The sequence below is a fragment of the Micromonospora sp. WMMD735 genome (genome assembly GCF_049178995.1).
In the GTDB taxonomy this organism is placed as follows: Bacteria; Actinomycetota; Actinomycetes; order Mycobacteriales; family Micromonosporaceae; genus Micromonospora; species Micromonospora wenchangensis.
On sequence record NZ_JBMHMJ010000002.1, the window covers coordinates 424,670 to 443,698 of the forward strand.

A 19,029-nucleotide genomic window follows, 5' to 3' on the forward strand; every position below is an offset into this window, starting at 1 on the left:
CGAGGAGACAACGGTGCTGTGGCACGACATCACGATCGCCGGAACCGGCTCCTGGATCCCCCCGATCCGACCCGAACACGACCCGTGGGACGGCACCCGGACCGGCCGACCGTCCATGGCCGCCGCCAACGGATTCACCTCCGCAGCGGTCTCGACCGGGCAGACCGCGACCCAGATGGCCGCCCGGGCCGCCCTGCTGGCACTGCGCCACGCGAACGTCCCCAGCACCGACGTGAGCCTGCTGGCCCACGCCACCTTCCAGGACGAGGACCACTACACTCCCGCGCCCTACCTGCTGCGGGTCCTCGGAGCCACCCGCAGCACCGGTATCGAGGTCGGCGCGGCCAGCGACGGCGGCGCGGCCGCCCTGGTGACCGCCGCCGAACACCTGACCGCCCAACCCACCGCCCGGGCGGCCCTGGTCACCGCCGCCGCCCGCTTCCCCCACCAGCGGTGGGCCCACGTCCGCGACATCGGCTACGTCGCCGGCGACGCCGGAGCGGCCGCCGTGCTCACCCGCGGCACCGGCTTCGCCCGGCTGCTGGCCACCGCGCAGGCCACCGAACCGCAACTGGAGGTGCTGACCCGCGCCGGTGAACACGACGACGCCGCCGGCCCCGGACGACGCTTCCTCGCCGAACAGACCGGGCTCCTGCCCCACATCGACACCCTGCAACGCCGCACCCGCCACTGCGTCGACACCGTCCTGGACGAGACCGGCCTGACCGCCGCCGACATCTCCCACGTGGTGGCCATCGCCATCGGCTCGGCCGTGCTCGACCTGCTGCTCTCCGGACCCCCGCTGCACCGCCGCGCCACCGACACCAACTGGACCTTCGGCCGCCACCTGGGCCACGCCGGCCCGTGCGACGTCCTGCTCGCCCTCGACCGGATGTTCCGCACCGGCGCGCTACGGGTCGGGGAACGCGTCCTCGTCGTCAGCTTCGGCCTCGGCTTCCGCTGGACCACCGCCCTGCTCGAGATCACCCGCCCGCCGCCCGGCGCGACGACGGCAGACCGGAAAACGAGGTGACCCATGACCGCGACGCACACGACGACCACCGCGTCGGTACCCCTGGCACCCGGCGCGCTACCCCTGCTCGGGCACGCGTTGCCCCTGCTGCGGGACCCGCTGGCGTTCATCCGCTCCCTGGCCGGATACCCGACGATGGTGCGGGTCCGGCTGGGCCCGACCACCGCACTGCTCATCTGCGACCCGGCCCTGACCCGGCACGTCTTCGTCAACGACCGCACCTTCGACAAGGGCGGCCCGATCTACGACCGGATCCGGGAGGTCATCGGCGACGGCTTGTCCACCTGCCCGTACCCGCTGCACCGGCGGCAACGGCGGCTGTGTCAACCGTCGTTCCACCCCCGACGCCTGCACGGCTACGCGGCCGTGTTCGGCCGGGCCTCCGACGCCACCGCTGGTTCCTGGCACGACGGCCAGGTACTCGACGTCACCCGGGAGATGATGACCCTCACCACCCAGGCCACCATGGAGACGATGTTCAGCGGGTCCCTCCCCGCAGAGATCCTCCGCCGGGCCCTGGCCGACACCAACACCGTGGTGAGCGCCTTCTTCCGCCGCATGATGACCCCGGCCCTGCTCCGCCGGTTGCCGACCCCCGCCAAACGACGCTACGACCAGGCCCGCGCCCGGCTGTTCGCCACCATCACCGACATCGTCGCCGCCCGCCGCGCCGACCCCACCGACCACGCCGACCTGCTCTCCGCACTCGTCGCCGCGGTCGACGTGGAAAGCAGCGACCACGAGCAGCAACTCAGCGACTCCGAACTGGCCGACCAGGCCCTCACCTTCTTCCTCGGCGGCATGGAAACCACCGCCATCACCCTGGCCTGGGCCCTGTACCTGATAGCCACCCACCCGGACCTCCAACGCCGACTCCACGCCGAGACCGACACCGTCCTGGCCGGCGCGCTACCCGGCCCCGAACACCTGCCCCGACTCGACCTGGCGGCCCGGGTGGTCACCGAAACCCTCCGGCTCTACCCGCCCGCCTGGATGATGACCCGGACCGTCACCGGCGAAGCCGAACTCGACGGGGTGCGGCTACGCCGTGGCGACACCCTCGTGCTCAGCCCCTACCTGATCCACCGCCGACCCGACCTGTACGCCGAACCGACCCGCTTCGACCCGGACCGCTGGCTCGACACCTCACCCGACCGGGCCAGCTACGTCCCGTTCGGCGCCGGCGCACGCAAGTGCATCGGAGACCAGTTCGCCCTGACCGAGGCGATCCTCGCCCTCACCGCCGTGACGGCCCGCTGGGAGCTGACCCCGGTCAGCGACGAACCCTTCCGGCCCAAGGTGGAAACCAGCCTCAGCTCGCGCGGGCTGCGCCTGCGGCTGCGGCAGCGCCGGACGGAGACCACCGCAACCCACGCGCCACCGGTCACCACGTCGCAGCCCGTGCCGCCGACCGTCGGATCGGGCCCCGGCACCTGCCCGGTCGCCCACTAGGAGAACAACCATGAAACCACTGGTCAAACAACTGCTCCGCGACCACGAGATCCGTCGGCACACCGCCGCGCCGGCCGACCGGCTCCACCGGCCCACCCGCCCCGACCCGAACGGGTGGTTCTGTGTGGCCTTCTCCGACGAGGTCCGCCCCGGGACCATCACCACCCGCCCGATCATGGGTGGCGAGGTGGTCCTCTACCGGACCCCCCGTGGACTGCTGCGTGCGGTCCGCCCCCGCTGCCCCCACCTCGGGGCACACCTGGGCGTCGGCAGCACCCTCGAGGGCGAGGAGATCGTCTGCCCGTTCCACCGGTTCGCCTTCGACCCCTCCGGGGCCTGCGTCCGCACCGGCTACGACCTGCCGCCACCCAAGGCGACCCTGAGCCAGTTCCCGGTCTGCGAGGCCAACGGATCGATCTACGTGTGGTGGCACGCCCTCGGCCTCGCCCCGCAGTGGCAGGTGCCGACCTTCGGCATGGACGATCGGCAACCGTTCAGCCACAACACCTTCGACATCGCCGGGCACCCGCAGGACGTCATCGAGAACGCCTTCGACTGGGGTCACCTCCCGGCGCTTCACGGACTGCGGGACCTGGTCATCGAGGGGACACCGGTGATGGGGGAGCCGGTCAGCACCGTCACCGCCACCGCCCGGGGCACCGTCATGCGCCGGATCCGCCAGTCCTACACCCTCACCGTGATCGGACTGGCCACCATCGCGGCCCGCACCCGGCTGCCCAACGGTGCCGGCGACCTGCACGTCATGCTGCACGCCACCCCCACCACCCCGGGTCGGATCCACCTGCGGATGGGCACCAAACTGGAACTGGCCGGCCTACCGTTCCTGCCCGAGCGGGCCGCCCGGGCCACGGCGATGCCCGTCGCCCGGCTGCTCAGCGTCATCGCCCAACGGGTGGCCTCGGTCGACACCGGCGCGGACCTGCTGATGTGGCACCACCAGGAGCACGTCGAACAGCCGAAGCTCGCCCGGGGAGACGGCCCCATCGGTCGGTACCGGCAGTGGGCCCGGCAGTTCTACACCGACCCCGGCGTCCCCACCGACGGCACCGCCACCGACGCGTCCACCGCCAACGCATCACCAGTCGCCGACGGATCACCGGCCGACAACGGAGCCCGGTCCGGCAACGGATCACCGGCCGGCAACGGAGCCCGGTCGGTCAACGGATCGTCCGTCGAGGGGCGGAAGGCGGACCACTCCGAGGTGTGACCGTGACCGGCGTGGCCCGCGAACCGGGCCGGGCAACGAAGGGAGACCCTGGTGACGGGGCAGAACGCGACACCGGATGCGGCGCGACGGCTGGTGGTGCTCGGCGCGGGGGTGATGGGAACGGGCATCGCCGCGCTGGCGATCGGACACGGCATCGCCGTGTCGATGATCGACGTGGACCGCGGACGGCTGGCCGAGGCCACCGTCCGGGTCGACCGGCAGGTCCGCACCGCCCGGCTGATGGGATGCCTGCCACCTGACGTCCGGCCCGGCCCACTGGACGTCGGGCCGTCCCTCACGGACGTCCCGACGGGGCGGACCGGCACCCTGACCGCCGTGGTCGAGGCGGTCACCGAGGACCCCTACGCCAAGGCCAAGGTGCTGACGGACGTCTCCGCCCTGGTGGCACCCGGCACCCCGGTGGTGTCCAACACCTCCTCCATCCCCATCGACGAACTGGCCCGGTCGGTGGCGCGGCCGGAGGACCTGATCGGCAGCCACTTCATGAACCCGCCCTACCTGATCCGGACCGTCGAAGTGATCCGGGGCCCCCGCACCGGCCCACACACCCTGGACGCGGTACGCCGGCTGCTCGCCGCCCTGGGCCGTGAGCCGGTGGTGGTCGAGGACGCCCCCGGCTTCGTCACCAGCCGTATCCTGCACCCCATGATCAACACGGCGGTCCGGGTGGTGGCCGCCGGCACGGCCAGCGTCGAATCCGTCGACACCCTCCTGCAGGGATGTCTGGGACATCCGACCGGTCCACTGCGCACCGCCGACCTCATCGGCCTGGACAACCTGGTCGACTCCCTGTGGGTGCTGCACGAGCGTACCGGCGACGAGAGTTGCCGCCCCTGCGAGCTGCTGCTGACCAAGGTCCGGGCCGGACACCTCGGCCGCAAGAGCGGGCAGGGGTTCTACCACTACGAGGGAGACCTGTGATGACTGTGCCATCCGACCAGGACGTGTCGGACACCGGCGATCGTGCCGACACCCTCGCACCGGAGTTGGCGCGCTTCCTGACGGCGCGTACCGGGCGGTCCTGGCCACCGGACACGGACCTGTTCGCCACCGGCGGGCTGTCGTCCCTGTTCGCGATGGAGCTGGTGGTGCACCTGGAGCAGACGTACGGGGTCTCCGTGCGCGGCGCCGACCTGCGGCTGGACAACTTCCGGACCGTACGCCAGATGGCCGCCCTGGTCGACCGGCTCCGCACCGGCGAATCCGGAGACCACGGTGCCTGACCCCACCACCGACGTGCCCGCCCGGGCCGCCACGCCCGTCACCCGCCCGGACGGCCCACGAGCGACAACCCGCGAAGGAGCCGCCGTGACCAGTGAGGCCCGGCCCGCGCCACCCGTGACCGTGAAGTGCCTGGTCTGGGACCTCGACGACACCCTCTGGCAGGGCGTCCTGCTCGAAGACGAGCAGGTCGTGCTCCCCGACCCGATCCGGGCGGTGATCACCGGCCTCGACGCCCGGGGCATCCTCCAGTCGGTGTGCAGCCGCAACGACCACGAGCCGGCCTGGGCCCGGCTGCGCGCGCTCGGCGTCGCCGAGTACTTCGTGGCACCGCAGATCGGCTGGGGACGCAAGTCCGACGCCGTCCGACGCATCGCCGACCAGCTCGGCTTCGCACTCGGCACCATCGCCTTCATCGACGACCAGCCCGCCGAACGCGCCGAGGTCGCCTACCACCTTCCGCAGGTGCGTTGCTACGACGCCGGCATGGCCACCACCCTGCTCGACCGCCCCGAGTTCACCCCGACGTCGGTGACCGTGGACGCCCGCCGTCGCCGGCAGATGTACCAGGCCGGTCAGCGGCGGGCGGACGAGCAGGCCCGGTTCACCGGGCCCGCAGAGGACTTCCTCCGCTCACTTGACCTGGCGATGCACATCCGGCGGGCCGACGCCGCGACCCTGTCCCGGGTCGAGGAGCTGACCCTGCGAACCAGCCAGATGAACGCGACAGGCGTGCACTACCCGGACCGGACGCTGCGGACCCTGATGGCCGACCCCCGCTACGAGGTGCTGGTCACGACGCTGACCGACCGGTTCGGGCCGCATGGCGCGGTCGGCGTGCTGGTTTTGGAGAAGCACCCCGGGGTGTGGCACCTGCGGCTGCTCGCCACCTCCTGCCGGGTGGTGTCCTTCGGCACCGGCACGGTCCTGCTGACCTGGCTGGTGGACCAGGCCGCCCGCGCCGGGGTGCACCTGATCGCCGACTTCCGGCCCAACGACCGCAACCGGATGATGGAGGTCGCCTACCGGTTCGCCGGCTTCGACGAGGAGCGCTGCGCGTGCCGGGACCGCATCGCCGTCGACGCCGACCGCGCCGTCCAGCGACTACACCTGCTGGCCCGCCGACAACCCGCTCCCTCGACGTTCCACCTGACCGCACCCGACCTGGTCGGCCCGGCGTCCGTCGGCGCGGGCTGACCGCCCGCACCCGGCCTCGGCCGTACGCGCCGTCGCGGCCGATGGATCGTCGAGCCGTGGGGCGGACCGCTCAACCATCCTGGCGTCGGGGCTCGTGCCGGCGGGCGAGAGTGCTCTGCGGTGGGCCCGGACGAGCAGCATGGCCGCCACGACGTCAGGGCCACGCCGAGACCGCCGACGGTGCGGACGCCTACGGGCCCGGCACGCATGACGGCGACCGTCACCATGCCGACCGTCATCGGGACGCTGAGGGTGACCGCGAGCCGCGCGGCGATCACCCGGTCGACGGCGAACGGCGGGCGACGGGCCAACGCCCCGCCCGCGAACCCGGCCCACGCCATCCGACACCGCTCATCGCGACGGACGCGATCTGGTCCGTGGCGGCAACGCGCCGGGTTCGGTGGCCGGCAGCAGGCCGATGGTCACGGCTGCCGTCGGCCACCGAGCCCGGCGGCGCGCTCGGAGCAACCGGCGGTCCAGGAGCTTCCGCCGGTGGTGAACGCGGCAGGGAACGGGCTTCCGATCGTGGGCCAGCCGGCTCCGTAATCAGATCGGCGCAGCGGTGAGTAGGCGTTGCTCCCGATCTCTGCGGCTCTTCACGATGATGCCATCCAGCCGTCACTTTCATCGAAGATGGTGACTGCATCTGCTCTCGATGGCGACCAGGAGGCACGGCATGGCACGACCGACCACGAAGACGCCCGGACTCGCGCGGCCCCGGGTGCGCGCCGTGACGCTGGCGCTCGCCACGTTCGTCGGCGCGGCCCTCTCGGCCGGCATCGCGGGGACGGCGGCGGCGACGCCGCCGGGCATCCCGTCGAAGGCGACGGCGCAGTCGCAGCTCAACGCCCTCACCGTCGCCGCCGAGGGTTCCACCAGTGGCTATTCCCGGGACCTGTTCCCGCACTGGATCACCGTCAGCGGTAGCTGCGACACCCGTGAGCAGGTCCTCAAGCGTGACGGCACCTCGGTCGTGGTCAACTCCTCCTGCCAGGCCACGTCGGGGCGCTGGTACAGCCCGTACGACGGGGCGACCTGGACCGCCGCGTCGGACGTCGACATCGACCACGTGGTCCCCCTGGCCGAGGCGTGGCGCTCCGGGGCGAGTTCCTGGACGACCAGCCGCCGGCAGAGCTTCGCCAACGACCTGTCCGGCCCGCAACTGATCGCGGTGACCGACAACGTCAACCAGGCCAAGAGCGACCAGGACCCGTCGACATGGCAGCCGCCCCTGTCGGCCTACCGGTGCACCTACGGCAAGATGTGGATCACCGTGAAGTACACCTGGGGCCTGCGACTGCAGTCGTCGGAGAAATCCGCCCTGCAGAACATGCTCGACACCTGCTCCTCCTGAACACCTGCCCGCAGGACCGGCCGACCCGGTGCAGGGGAGGGCGGCCGTGCCGAGGATCTGCGCGGTGTCGGAAAGCCACGTTGCGACGCGGGGACCACCCGCCCTAACGTGTCCGACATAGACATGTGCAGATCTACTGTCGGGGGACGTGTATGCGCGCGATGGCCGCTGTCGTGGTCGCCTTCCTCACCGTGGCCGTCGCCCCGGCCGCACCGGCCAGCGGGGCGACCCTCGCCTGGCGTTCCTGCCCCGGTGTCGACGACAGCCGCCTGCGCTGCGCCACCGTCCAGGTGCCGCTCGACCACGCGCGGCCGGCCGGCCCGACGATCGACATCACGATCTCCCGGCTCCCCGCGACCGACCCGGCGCTGCGCCGCGGCGTACTGGTCACCACCGGTGGCGGGCCGGGCGGTGCCGGCGTCCCCGAGCCGCTGAACCTCGCCGCCGTCGTCGATCCCGCGGTGCTCGCCCGCTACGACATCGTCGGGTTCGACATGCGCTTCGTCGAACGCAGCACCCCGATCACCTGCGGCCAGCCGGAGGAGGAACCGGGCGGCTACTGGGTGCGCACCGCGACGTACCAGTCCCTGGCGGACACCGCCGCGCAGGCCCGCGCGTACGCCCGCGCCTGTGCCCGGCACGCCGGATGGGCGCTGCCGTTCGCCACGACCGCACAGGCCGCCCGCGACATGGACACCATCCGTACCGCCCTCGGCGAGCGGAAACTGTCCTTCCTCGGGGGTTCGTACGCGGCGCTGCTCGGCGTCGCGTACGGCACCCTGTTCCCGCACCGGGCGGACCGGTTCGTGCTGGACAGCCCGGTCAACTACGACCTCGCCTGGCGTCCCTACGAGCTGGCCCGGATCCCGGCCTTCGAGGACAACTACGCCGCCTTCACCGGATACCTCGCCGACAACAGCGCGACGTTCGGACTCGGCGCGACGCCGACCGAGGTCGCGGCAACCCTCAGCCGGGCCTTCGCCGGGGCGGCGACCGAGCCGATCGTGGCCGGAGACCACGCCTGGACCGCCGGCGAACTGGGCTCCCTGACCGTCATCGCGACGTACTTCGAGCACCTGTGGCCGGTGGTCGCGACCGACCTCGCCGCCATCCTCGCCCACCGCCCACCGCCGATCCCGCTCGACCCGCGACCGGCTCCGCTGCCCGGCACCCCGGGTGTGCCGGCGGACAACCACACCGCGGTCAACACGGCGTTCCGCTGCGGCGACGACGCGTGGCCGCGCGACCCGGCGACCTACCGCCACGACCTGGCCCGCCTCGGCACCCGCTATCCCGTCTTCGGCCCGTCGATCGCCAACCTCAACCCCTGCGCCTTCTGGCCGGTCAGCCGGGACAACACGCCGCCGCTCGCCGGCAACCGGGCACCGGCGGCGCTCGTCGTCGCCGCACTCCGCGACGCCTCGGTGCCACCCGCCAACTCGATCGCGACCGCCCGGGCCATCACCGGCTCCCGGCTGGTCACCGTGGACAGGCGGACCCACGCGCCGCTGCTCAACGGCCCGGCCGACACCTGCCTGACGGGCCCGGTCACCGCATACCTGGTGCACGGGCACCTGCCGGAGCGCGACACGGCCTGCTAGCAGCGCCCGCGCCGCGCTGTCGCAGGGGGACCCGGAAAGCCGGGCGGGAACACGGTTCGCCGTCCGGGAACCAGGGCATCAGGACGACACACGGAGGTGGCTCGCACAGCGTGCCGACGGGGGAGCCGATGGAATCGACAAGCGCGGTGTCCGCTGGACCTGACGGTCCGGTACCACCACATTCCGGCCGTGTCTTCGGTGGCAACTATCTCGCCTTCGTCACCGGGACCGGCCTGTCCTCGCTGGGCAACGCCGCCTGGTACATCGCACTGTCCTGGACGTTGGCCACCACCGTCAGTCCGGGGCTGGCCGGGCTGCTGTTGGCACTGGCCACCCTGCCCCGGCTGGCGGTGCTGCTCTACGGAGGCGCGGTCGCCGACCGACACAGCCGCCGGAAGGTGATCATTCTCAGTGACGGTGCCTCCGCCGTGGTCATGATCGCCGCCGCCGTCACCCTGCTCGTCGGGGGCCCCTGGTGGGTGCTGCTGCTGGCGGCCGGGGCGATGTCGGTCACCGGCGCGTTCTTCGTCCCCGCCTCGGCCGCACTGAGACCCCAACTCCTGGCCAGGGACGACCTCGTCCGCGGCAACGCCCTCTACTCCCTGGCGCTGCGGGGCGGGCAGGCCGCGGGAGGACCGGTCGGCGCGTACGCACTCGCGCTCGGCGGAGGACTGCTGGTCGCGCTCCTCAACGCCGTGTCGTACGTCTGCTCGATGGTCGCCGTCGCCGTCACCCGCCCGTACGCGACGCCTCGGGAGCAGCCCGCCACCGGCGACCGCCCGCGCGGTCCGGGCACGGCCGGCGTCCGGGCGGGCCTACGGTACGCCTGGCGCCACGCCCAGCTGCGCTGGCTGCTGCTGGTGCTCTTTCTCAACGAGCTGAGCTGCGCCGGAGTGCTCAACGTCGGACTGGCCCTGTTCGCCCGTGCGCGCGGCCTCGACGAGGGCGGCGCCGGACTGCTCCTCACCGGATTCGCCGTCGGCTCCGCGGCCGGAGCCCTCACCCTGATCGCGGTACCCGCCCGCCGCAGCGCCGGCACGGTGTTCGGGGTGGCGCTCGTGGCCCAGGCCGCGCTGCTCGCGGCACTGGCGGCGGCGGCCTCCCTCGGCCCGGTGGTGGCGATCTTCGTCGCGCTCGGCGCCCTGCTCGGCGTGACCGCGAGCCTGGGGACGTCGCTGCTGCAGACCTGGTGTGAACCGGAGTACCGGGGCAGGGTGCTGGCGGTGCTGGCGCTGGTGGCGTTCGCCGCGATTCCCCTGGGTAACCTGCTGATCGGCGTCCTGTTCGCGCATCTCGGCCTCGCCACGGCCCTGCTGGTCCACGCGGCGATCGCGGTCACCGCCACCGCCGCGTTCCTGTCCCGCCCCACCCTGCGTCGCGCCGGTCTGTAGCCGGGGTGGACGCGGCACGTGCCGGCCGGCCCCGGGGCGGTCACCCGAATCCCGGTGGCCGTGTCGACCCGACTCATGCATGATCGACATCTGGGTCGTTAGCTCAACTGGCTAGAGCATCCGACTGAGTAGCGCGTCCGCCCTCCGCTCGTGCGGCGATGGGTGCGCTTCCTTCTCCTTGTTGGATCGGAAGGTTCGGGGTTCGAGTCCCCGGCGACCCACTGCGCCACCGGGCGTCACCACCCGCCAGAGCCGACCGGAACGGAGGAGCACGTGATCGAGAAGCTGATCATCCAGAAGACCCTGCGCGTACCGGCGAGCACGGCCGGGCCCGGTGACGGCACGTCGGTGGCCCGGCAGCTGGACGCGGCGCTGCTCGGCGTCGGGTTCTCGGCCTCGCGGGCCCTGCTGGAGCACCTCGGCGGCCTGGCCCCCGGGCCGGCGATGGATCTCGCCGCCACGGTCGTCTCGGCGGTACGCGAGCTGGCCGGCGACCACGTCCAGCACAACGCCTACTTCATCGGTTTCCCGCACGACGTGCCGGACACCATCGAGTTCTGGGTCGACCGGCTGCGGGCGGCCGTGCTCACCGGCGGCGGCACGGCGACCGACGCGCAGCTGCGGGACGCCGCCCTCTCGGGCGCGGTGAACCTGCTCGACCTGCCGGCCTACGGCACCTACCAGCACACCTACGCGGAGCTGCTGGCCGCGCACGACACGCTGGTCACCACGGCCGGTGACCGGGTGACCCTGCTGCATCTCGGTGACACCGTCGAGGTGGAGACGGCACGGCTCTACCTGGCCCTGGCCGGCAGCCCGACGCCGCACGGTGAGGCCGACCTCGCGATCCTCGGCGAGCTGGCGGTGGCCTGCGCCGACGGCGCGCAGCCGGCCGAGATCCCGGTACGGGAGAACCGGGCCGTCCTCAACGGGATCCGGCTCGTCCTCGGTCGGCCGCTGGTCGGCGTGGACACGACGACCGACGTGCTGCGTCTGGCCTGCCAGGTCTCCGGCGGGGACGTCTCGCTGGCGGCACCCACGCGGTTCCGTGCCTTCCGCCGCCCGGAGCGGCGGATGCTGCTGGCCGCGCTGAACGAGGTCGTCGCCGCACACCCGGACAAGCTGGGTGACGTCGCACGCTACGCGGAGCGCTGGAAGCGGCTCGGGGAACGGCTGCACCCGCACGAGTACGACCAGTGGCCGCACGCGCAGGCGGTGTTCACTGTCGCGCGTGGCGAGCGGCGGGTGCCCAACCTCGCCGGCCGGGCCGAGACGGCGATCCGCGCCGGTGCCGTCGGTCCGGCCGCATCGGTGCTGTCGGCTGCGCCGGGCCTGCTCCTGCGCTCTGCCGACCGGCTGCTGCGGCTGGCTTCGGCATCGGAGCGGGGCACGGTCGTCGACGCGGTCACCGGCGCGCTCGGTTCGGCATCGGGCCGGGTGCTGCTCTCGCTGCGGGAGCACGTCGACAACCGGCTGACCCCCGCCTCGGCCCGGATGTATGCGAGCCGCTCCCGCACCGCCTGGGTCGGCCCCGACGAGCGGCCGCCGCTGCCGGCCGGGCTGGTGGCCGAGCTGTCCGCGCTGCTCGACGCCGAGATCACCGCCCGGCTGCCGCAGTGGCACCGGCCGCTGCTGGTGGATCCGCAGGTGCTCGACGTCGCCCTGCCGCTGTCCGGCAAGGCGGCCGAGGGCGGCTTCGCGGTCCTGCCCAGGGGCTCACGGGCGTCGGTCTCCGGTGAGCTGCTGCGCTTGTTCACGTACTGGCGGCAGACCAGCCGTCGCACCGACTACGACCTGTCGCTGCTGCTGCTCGACGACGACTTCCACAGTTCCGGTCAGGTGTCCTGGACGAACTACCGGCACGACGGCGTGGTGCACTCCGGCGACCTCACCGACGCGCGCAACGGCGCGACCGAGTTCATCGACGTCCCGCTGACCGTCGGCGGACGGTACGTCGTTCCGCAGGTCAACATCTATGCGGGCGAGTCGTTCGACGAGGTCGCCGAGTCGATGTTCGGGTACCAGACCCGGGCGCGGGACCAGGGTGGCGCGCCGTTCGACGCCCGGACGGTGCGGGCCCGGTCGGAGCTGCGTGGTCAGGGCCGGGTGGCGCTGCCGTTGGTGTTCGCCAGGAACGAGGGCGGCTGGCAGGCGGTGTGGCTGCACCTGTACCTGCCGGGACGGCCGTCGTTCAACCGGGTGGAGGAGAACACCTTCACCACGGCCGACCGGGTACGGGCACTGATGGAGCGGCGGTACCTCACCGTGTCCTACCTCGTCGACCGGTGGCGCACGCGGGCCGAGGTGACGACGTGGGACGGTCGGCTGCCGGACGAGCCGGTCACCTTCGTCGGCATCGAGGCACCGGAGAACCTGCCGGACGGATCGGAGGCGTTCACCCTGGGCCGACTCAACGAGTTGATCCCCGGGTAAGCTGTGACCGTCGAGGCCATGCGGGTGCTTCCTGCTATTCCGTTCGATTCGGGAACCTCCGCGCAGGCGGAGGATCTGGTATTCAGCCCCCGCGCTCTCCTCGACGTCCCCGATGCGGCACCGCCCCCGCACGTCGACCCCCTCTGGCGCTGAACAGCCCGGATGGCACCTGGTGCCATCCGGGCTGTGTGCGACACCGGCGATTCGAGAGCGGTGAGAGCGGCCTGGCGGGTCTTCGTCACCACGTCGGGACGGTCGTCGAGCACCCGCGCACCGTGGCCTCGCTGCCCCCGGTCTGCTGGGCGACATCGGACAGTCGGCGCATGGCGGTGGTCGACCCCTTCGTTGACAGTGCCGATTGCAGCACTATACGTTTAACAAGTTGGTTAAGTGAGAGGGTTCTCGATGGTAGCCGCCGATCAGCTCAGCGTGGTGTTCTCGGCGCTCGCCGATCCCACCCGACGGGCGATCATCGCCACGTTGGCCGCACGCGACGCGACGGTCACCGAGCTCACCGCTCCGCTGTCGATCTCGATGCCGGCGGTGTCCCGGCACCTGAAGGTGCTTGAGCGCGCCGCGCTCATCTCGCGGTCGCGGTCGGGCAAGTGGCGCGCGAGCCACCTTGAGGCTGGCCCGCTGCGCGAGGCGGCCGACTGGATCGAGCGCTACCGGCGTTCGTGGGACTCGTCCCTCACCCGCCTCGACGTCCATCTCGCCGCGATGCAGGCCGCTGAGCCGGCGGCGGACGACCATCAGGAGAGGGAATGAGACCGACGACGCCGCAGCTGGCGATCTCGCGTCTGTTCGACGCGCCGCGGAAACTCGTCTACCGGGCCTTCACCGATCCCGAACACCTGGCGGCATGGTGGGGCCCGCTCGGGAACTCGCTGCCGCGCGACGAGATCGAGTTCGACGTGCGCCCCGGCGGATTCCAACGGTGGACCGAGGTCAACGCCGCTGACCCCGGCATTCGCGTGCACGTCCACATCGACCTCACCGACGTCGTCGACGGCGAGTTGATCGACGGTGTCATGCGCGTCAGTGGGCGGCTGCGGGAGGGCATCGAGCCGTTCGAGACGAGACTGCGCATCGAGTTCCACGACGACCCGGACGGACGGACGCGACTGGAGATCCGCCAGTGGCTCCCCGAACAGCTGGCGCGGCCGAGCGGGGAGGGCTGGCGTCAGGCGTTCACCAAGCTGGACGCCAACCTGGTGCATGTGCAGCTGACCACCGAGAGGTAGGGGTATGGCAAAGCTGATCTACATGAACAACGTTTCGCTCGACGGTTACATCGAGGACGAACGCGGCACCTTCGCCTGGTTGCCCATCGACGACGAGGTGTTCGCGTTCCACACCGAATGCCTGCGGCCTGTGGGCACGTTCCTCTACGGGCGGTGCCTGTACGAGGCGATGGCCGTCTGGGAGACCGACCCCGCTCTGGCGGAGAAGTCGGACCTCATGGCCGACTTCGCCAGCGTCTGGCAGGGAGCGAGCAAGATCGTCTACTCCACCACCCTCACCGGAGTCTCCACTGCCGACACCCGGATCGAACGCCGTTTCGAGCCCGCTGCCGTCCGCGAACTGAAGGCCACCGCCAGCAGCGACCTGATGGTCGGAGGTGCCAACCTCGCGGCACAGGCGTTCAAGGCCGGACTGCTCGACGAGTGCGAGCTGTTCATCCTGCCCATCGTCGTCGGCGGGGGTAAACCAGGGCTGCCGCCCGGCATGCGTGCCGAGCTTGAGCTTCTCGAGGAGCGCCGATTCGGAAACGGCGTCGTACACCTGCGCTACCGCCCCCTCGGACGGTGAACGACGAGCCCTTCCGGTCGTCGCGCGGCGCGGATCAGGTGGCGGCGAGTGGTCGATCGGTCCCGGTAGGGCATCACCGACCCGGCGGAGCTACGGCGCCGAGCTGCCGTCCGACGGGTCCCGGACAGCTCCGGAACCGCCCCACAACGACTGCCTACCGGATCTGGCCTCGGCGAACGCGAGCCTCATCAGCACGACGAACGCCGCCTGGTGGAACTCCGGCGGAATGCTCCCGGGCGGGATCGCCCCCGGGTGAAGACTGACGAGCCACCGCTGCACCAACGCGGCGCTCTCGTGTTCGTCGACACCGGCGAACGCTTCGATCGCCCGTTCGTAGTGGCGTCGCACCTCCTCGACCTGCCCCGTGTCGAGCAGGGCCAGGCAGAGGGCGAGCAGAGCCTTGCCCTCGCGGTGCCGGTCGTCGACCGCCCGGAAGATGTCGGCGGCCCGTCGATGGGCGACGACGGCGTCCGCCGACCGCTGCGCTGCCCGCAGGTTGTTGCCGAGGTTGTTCGTGGCGACGCCCTCGCCCTGCCGGTCACCGGCCTCCCGGTACGCCTGCACCGCCTGTTCGTAGGCGGCGGTGGCGTCGGCGAACCGTTCCGCGTCCTGCAGGGTCACACCGAGGTTGCTCAGCGCCGCGCCCTCACCGCCGCGGTCGCCGGTGTCGCGGTATGCCTGCGCCGCCCGCGTGTGGGCGGTTGCCGCCTCGGCACACCGTCCAGCACGGCGCAGGGTCAGGCCGAGGCCGGTCAACGCCAAGCCCTCGTTGCGCCGGTCACCGGTCTCCCCGAAGAGTTCGACGGCCCGGGTGTGGGCGGCCACGGCCTCGTCGAACCGCTGGACCATCTGCAGCGCCGAGCCCAGATAGTGCTGGGCCTCGGCCTCGTGGTACCGGTCGTCGAGCTCGCTGAAGACGTCGATGGCCCAGGTGTGCACGGTGACGGCCCGCTCGTGCTGGCCCACCTCCTGCAGGTCCGCGCCGAGGTTGTTCCAGGTGATGCCCGCACCCTGCCGGTCCCCGGTCTCGCGGCAGATCTCGGCGGCCCGGGTGTGGGCGCTTATCGCCTCGTCGAAGCGCCCCACCGCCCGCAGCACCTGGCCGAGGTTGTTCAGCGCCAGGCCCTCGCTGTGCCGGGCGTCGATCTCACGGTAGATGTCCAACGCCCGGGTGTGGGCGTCTATCGCCTCGTCGAACCGCCCCACCGCCCGCAGGGCCAGGCCGAGGTTGTTCAGCACCATGCCTTCGTCGTGCCGTTCACCGGTCTGCCCGATGATGAGCTCGACCGCCCGGGTGTGGGCGGTGACGGCCTCGTCGGACCGGCCCGCCTCGTTGAGGGCCATGCCGAGGTTGTTCAGTGCCATGCCCTCGCCGTGCCGGTCCCCGGCCTGCCGGCAGATGGCCCGGAAGCTGTCGGTGACGGTGATCAGCTCGGACAGGTACCGACGGAACGACAGGAATATGTGCAGGAGGGAGGCCAGCCCGATGCTGGCCGTGCGGTGCCCGTGCACGCCCGCGGTCGTACAGACGGCGACCAGGTTGGGCCGTTCGGTCTCCAACCAGGCCAGCGCCTGCTCCCGGGTGGAGAAGGTGGCCACGACCGGGGGCGGTTGCATCTGCCCGGCCGCCCCGTAGGTGGTCTCGATCCGGGCCAGCGCCTCCCGTGGGACGGAACTCGCGGTGAGCGCGGCGGCGATCGACGGAGGCTGCAGATGGGCACTGGCGGCGGCGGTGGCCGCAACGTAGTAGGTGAACAGCCTGGCACGGGCGGCGTCCGGAGCATCGACGTCGGCCGCCTGCTCCTGCGCGTAGAGCCGGACCAGGTCGTGCATCCGCCATCGTCCCCAACGGGGGCCGGCCTCGACGAGGTGGGCGCGGGCCAGATCCGTCAGGAGCGTTTCGGCCCGGTGCGCATCGGTGTCGACCAGACAGGCGGCGGCCTCCGTGCCGACCTCCGGGCCGGGATTGACCGGCAGCAGCCGGAACAGGCGGGCCTGGAGGGGGCTCAGCTGCCGGTAGGACAGGTCGAACGCGGCACGCACCGCACGGTCCTCCCGGCTCAGCCGGTCCAGCCGGGTGTGCGCGGCACGCAACGCCTCCGCGAGGGAGGCCAGCGTACGGGTGCCGGGGTCGGCCAGCAGACCGGCGGCGATGTGCAGCGCAAGCGGCAGGCCCGCGCACAGTCCGGCGATCTCGGCGGCGGCCTGCGGCTCGTCGTGCCCTCTGCTGTCGGCCGGGCCGCGCAGCTGTTCCAACTGGTCGGCCAGGAGCCGCACGGACGTCTCGACGTCCAGCACCCCCAAGTCGTGCAGCCGGGCCCCGACCGCCAGGGTGTGGCGGGAGGTGATCAATGTGGCGGTGCTGTCGTCGCTCGGCAGCAGCGGCGTCACCTGGGCGGCGCTGGCCGCATTGTCGATCACCAGGAGCAGCCGCCGGTCCTGTGCGGCGTAGGCGGCCAGCACGCTACGGAACAGCGCGCTGCGGTCCTGCTCGCCTGCGGGGATGTACTCACCGGGCAGGCCCAGCGCCTGCAACAGGCCGAGCAGTGCCGCGTCGGGCGACAGCCGCCGCAGCGGGTCGTAGCCGAACATGTCCACGAACAGCACTCCACCGGGGAACCAGCCCGGCCGTCGTCGTGCCCGGGTGGCGGCCTGCACGACCAGTTCGGTCTTGCCGACCCCGGCCAGTCCGGCCACCGCCGACACCGGTCCCGCCCCGGTGCCCCCACCGGGTGCCAACTCCTTGAGCAGCGACTCGACCTCGGTCTCCCGGCCGGTGAAGGACGTCGAGGCCCGGGGTAACCCGGCGGGAGTGACCTGCGGAGGCAGGGTCACGGTGATGGCGTGCCCCTGGATCACCGCGTTGAGGAACACTCCGCCGGTGATCGTGTTCGAGGTCGTCCCCTCCGTCCGCCGGCCGAAGAGCCGTCGCCCGAAGCCGTCGCCCTTCACGTCACAAGCCCCGGGACGGGTCGGTCCCGTCGTCGCGGACCGGCGGATCGTGCGGCTGCCGGACGATGTCACGGGCCTGGACGACCGGACCGTGGAACGTGCCGGTCGTGATCGTGTTGGTCACCGCACCGGCGACGGCCTCCGGGGGTGCGGGGGAGGACGGGCCGCCGACGGTCAGGTCACGGGCCTGGACGACCGACTGGGCGAACTGGCCGCCCCGGATCGTGTTGTCGACCCGGTCGACCGGCCCGCCGTGCGACGCGGACCTGCGGGTCGCTGCCGCGGTGTAGGCGGTCAGCGCCAGCCCCAGCACGGTGGCGAAGATCCCGAGCGTGCTGGCCCACTTGTCGGCCTCCGTCACGCCCATGCGGGCGAACGCCACGCCGAGGCCGACCAGGCCCAGCGAGCAGACCACCCCGGCCGTCCACCCGGCGATCCTCCTGTTACGACGGGTCATCGTTACATTATCTACGGTCACCGCTACTGCGGAACGTCACCGACGCTGTGCCGTGATCAGGACGTACCCCGGAAAGCCACCCGGGCCACGCTCGTGCGCACCCTCCTCGTCCCGGAACAGCCAGTTGGTGATGCTCGTGCCGTACAGCCGCGCGATGTCAGGATGCAGACGGATGTACTCCCGAAGCTGCTCCTGCGCCGGGGGAGGGAAGACCGCGTGCTCCGTGACGTCCCGGAGGTCGAGCACCGTGAACCCCGCCTCCCGCAGCAGCGGTGCGTAGTCGTCGATGTCGATGAGGTTGACGACCTCCGACGGCTCGTCGTAACCGGGCCGGCGGAAGCAGTCGGCCAGGGCCAGCCGCGAGCCCGGCCTGAGCACCCGGGCCGCCTCGGACAACGCCCGCTGCTTGTCCGGCATGTGCAACAGCGACTCGAAGAACCACGCACCGTCGAACGACGCGTCGTCAAACGGCAGCTCCATCGCATCGGCGAGCTCGAAACGCACCCGGTCGGCCAACCCACCCCGCTGCGCCCGCGCCGTGGCCTCCGCCACCTGACCGTCGCTGACCGTGATGCCGACGACCTCCACGTCGTACGAGCGGGCCAGGTCGAGCGCCGGACCACCCACCCCGCACCCCAGATCGAGGATGCGCTGACCCGAGGCGGGCGTCAGCCGCTCGATCAGCCGGGCGGTGAGCCGTTCGGACGCGGCGATCAGGTCGACCTGGTCCTCGTCGTCCGACCAGTAGCCGAAGTGCAGGTTCGCCGGCATCTGCGCCCCGACGAAACCGTCGTACATCTCCGCGACCCGGGTGGCGTTGTCGTCTGCTGTCGGTGTCACCTACGGCCTCCAGTGTTCACAGTCGATCGGATCTGTC

At 71.9% G+C, this 19,029-nt stretch carries 16 protein-coding genes and 1 tRNA gene; 14 read left to right on the top strand and 3 right to left on the bottom strand.

Annotation, left to right across the window (positions count from 1 at the left end):
• The first annotated feature begins 13 nt into the window (after nucleotides 1-13).
• The 14 genes from ACN268_RS02005 (at nucleotide 14) to ACN268_RS02070 (ending at nucleotide 14,743) form a co-directional block, all read left to right on the top strand.
• Nucleotides 14-1,033: a 3-oxoacyl-[acyl-carrier-protein] synthase III C-terminal domain-containing protein gene (locus ACN268_RS02005; protein WP_421481428.1), complete on the top strand. Its 1,020-nt coding sequence runs from the start codon at nucleotides 14-16 to the stop codon at nucleotides 1,031-1,033.
• Between the two features lie 3 nt (nucleotides 1,034-1,036).
• A complete protein-coding gene (locus tag ACN268_RS02010) occupies nucleotides 1,037-2,485 on the top strand; it encodes a cytochrome P450 (protein ID WP_421481429.1) in 1,449 nt (482 codons plus the stop codon).
• Between the two features lie 10 nt (nucleotides 2,486-2,495).
• Entirely contained in the window at nucleotides 2,496-3,713 is a 1,218-nt protein-coding gene (locus tag ACN268_RS02015) for a Rieske 2Fe-2S domain-containing protein (protein WP_421481430.1), read from the top strand.
• A 51-nt stretch (nucleotides 3,714-3,764) separates the two neighbouring features.
• On the top strand, nucleotides 3,765-4,655 hold the full coding sequence (locus ACN268_RS02020; protein WP_421481431.1) for a 3-hydroxyacyl-CoA dehydrogenase family protein: 891 nt from the start codon (nucleotides 3,765-3,767) through the stop codon (nucleotides 4,653-4,655).
• Nucleotides 4,655-4,957: an acyl carrier protein gene (locus ACN268_RS02025; RefSeq protein ID WP_421481432.1), complete on the top strand. Its 303-nt coding sequence runs from the start codon at nucleotides 4,655-4,657 to the stop codon at nucleotides 4,955-4,957. The genes ACN268_RS02020 and ACN268_RS02025 overlap by 1 nt, the downstream gene beginning before the upstream one ends.
• Before the next feature lie 85 nt (nucleotides 4,958-5,042).
• Nucleotides 5,043-6,152, top strand: coding sequence for an HAD-IIIC family phosphatase (locus ACN268_RS02030; RefSeq protein ID WP_421481433.1), 1,110 nt, complete (start codon nucleotides 5,043-5,045; stop codon nucleotides 6,150-6,152).
• Between the two features lie 676 nt (nucleotides 6,153-6,828).
• Nucleotides 6,829-7,506 (top strand): HNH endonuclease family protein, encoded by a 678-nt coding sequence (locus ACN268_RS02035; RefSeq protein ID WP_421481434.1) that lies wholly within the window; start codon nucleotides 6,829-6,831, stop codon nucleotides 7,504-7,506.
• Nucleotides 7,507-7,667: 161 nt separating this feature from the next.
• Nucleotides 7,668-9,107: an alpha/beta fold hydrolase gene (locus ACN268_RS02040; RefSeq protein ID WP_421481435.1), complete on the top strand. Its 1,440-nt coding sequence runs from the start codon at nucleotides 7,668-7,670 to the stop codon at nucleotides 9,105-9,107.
• Between the two features lie 146 nt (nucleotides 9,108-9,253).
• The gene (locus ACN268_RS02045; protein WP_421481436.1) at nucleotides 9,254-10,498 is read left to right on the top strand and encodes an MFS transporter; all 1,245 of its coding nucleotides are present in this window, start codon (nucleotides 9,254-9,256) and stop codon (nucleotides 10,496-10,498) included.
• Between the two features lie 92 nt (nucleotides 10,499-10,590).
• Nucleotides 10,591-10,719 (top strand) — tRNA-OTHER (locus ACN268_RS02050).
• Between the two features lie 52 nt (nucleotides 10,720-10,771).
• A complete protein-coding gene (locus tag ACN268_RS02055; RefSeq protein WP_421481437.1) occupies nucleotides 10,772-12,931 on the top strand; it encodes a hypothetical protein in 2,160 nt (719 codons plus the stop codon).
• Between the two features lie 405 nt (nucleotides 12,932-13,336).
• Nucleotides 13,337-13,699, top strand: a complete 363-nt coding sequence (locus ACN268_RS02060; RefSeq protein ID WP_421481438.1) for an ArsR/SmtB family transcription factor — start codon at nucleotides 13,337-13,339, stop codon at nucleotides 13,697-13,699.
• Entirely contained in the window at nucleotides 13,696-14,175 is a 480-nt protein-coding gene (locus tag ACN268_RS02065; RefSeq protein ID WP_421481439.1) for an SRPBCC family protein, read from the top strand. The genes ACN268_RS02060 and ACN268_RS02065 overlap by 4 nt, the downstream gene beginning before the upstream one ends.
• Before the next feature lie 4 nt (nucleotides 14,176-14,179).
• A complete protein-coding gene (locus ACN268_RS02070) occupies nucleotides 14,180-14,743 on the top strand; it encodes a dihydrofolate reductase family protein (protein ID WP_421481440.1) in 564 nt (187 codons plus the stop codon).
• Nucleotides 14,744-14,833: 90 nt separating this feature from the next.
• On the opposite strand, the gene ACN268_RS02075 is transcribed toward ACN268_RS02070, so the two are convergent.
• From ACN268_RS02075 to ACN268_RS02085, 3 genes are read right to left on the bottom strand one after another with little or no spacing between them, the layout of a single operon-like run.
• Nucleotides 14,834-17,695, bottom strand: coding sequence for a tetratricopeptide repeat protein (locus tag ACN268_RS02075; protein WP_421481441.1), 2,862 nt, complete (start codon nucleotides 17,693-17,695; stop codon nucleotides 14,834-14,836).
• A 1-nt stretch (nucleotide 17,696) separates the two neighbouring features.
• Nucleotides 17,697-18,152 carry a hypothetical protein gene (locus ACN268_RS02080; protein WP_421481442.1) on the bottom strand — a complete coding sequence of 152 codons (456 nt, stop codon included), beginning with the start codon at nucleotides 18,150-18,152 and terminating at the stop codon, nucleotides 17,697-17,699.
• Nucleotides 18,153-18,188: 36 nt separating this feature from the next.
• A complete protein-coding gene (locus tag ACN268_RS02085; RefSeq protein ID WP_421481443.1) occupies nucleotides 18,189-18,992 on the bottom strand; it encodes an SAM-dependent methyltransferase in 804 nt (267 codons plus the stop codon).
• Between the last annotated feature and the right edge of the window lie 37 nt (nucleotides 18,993-19,029).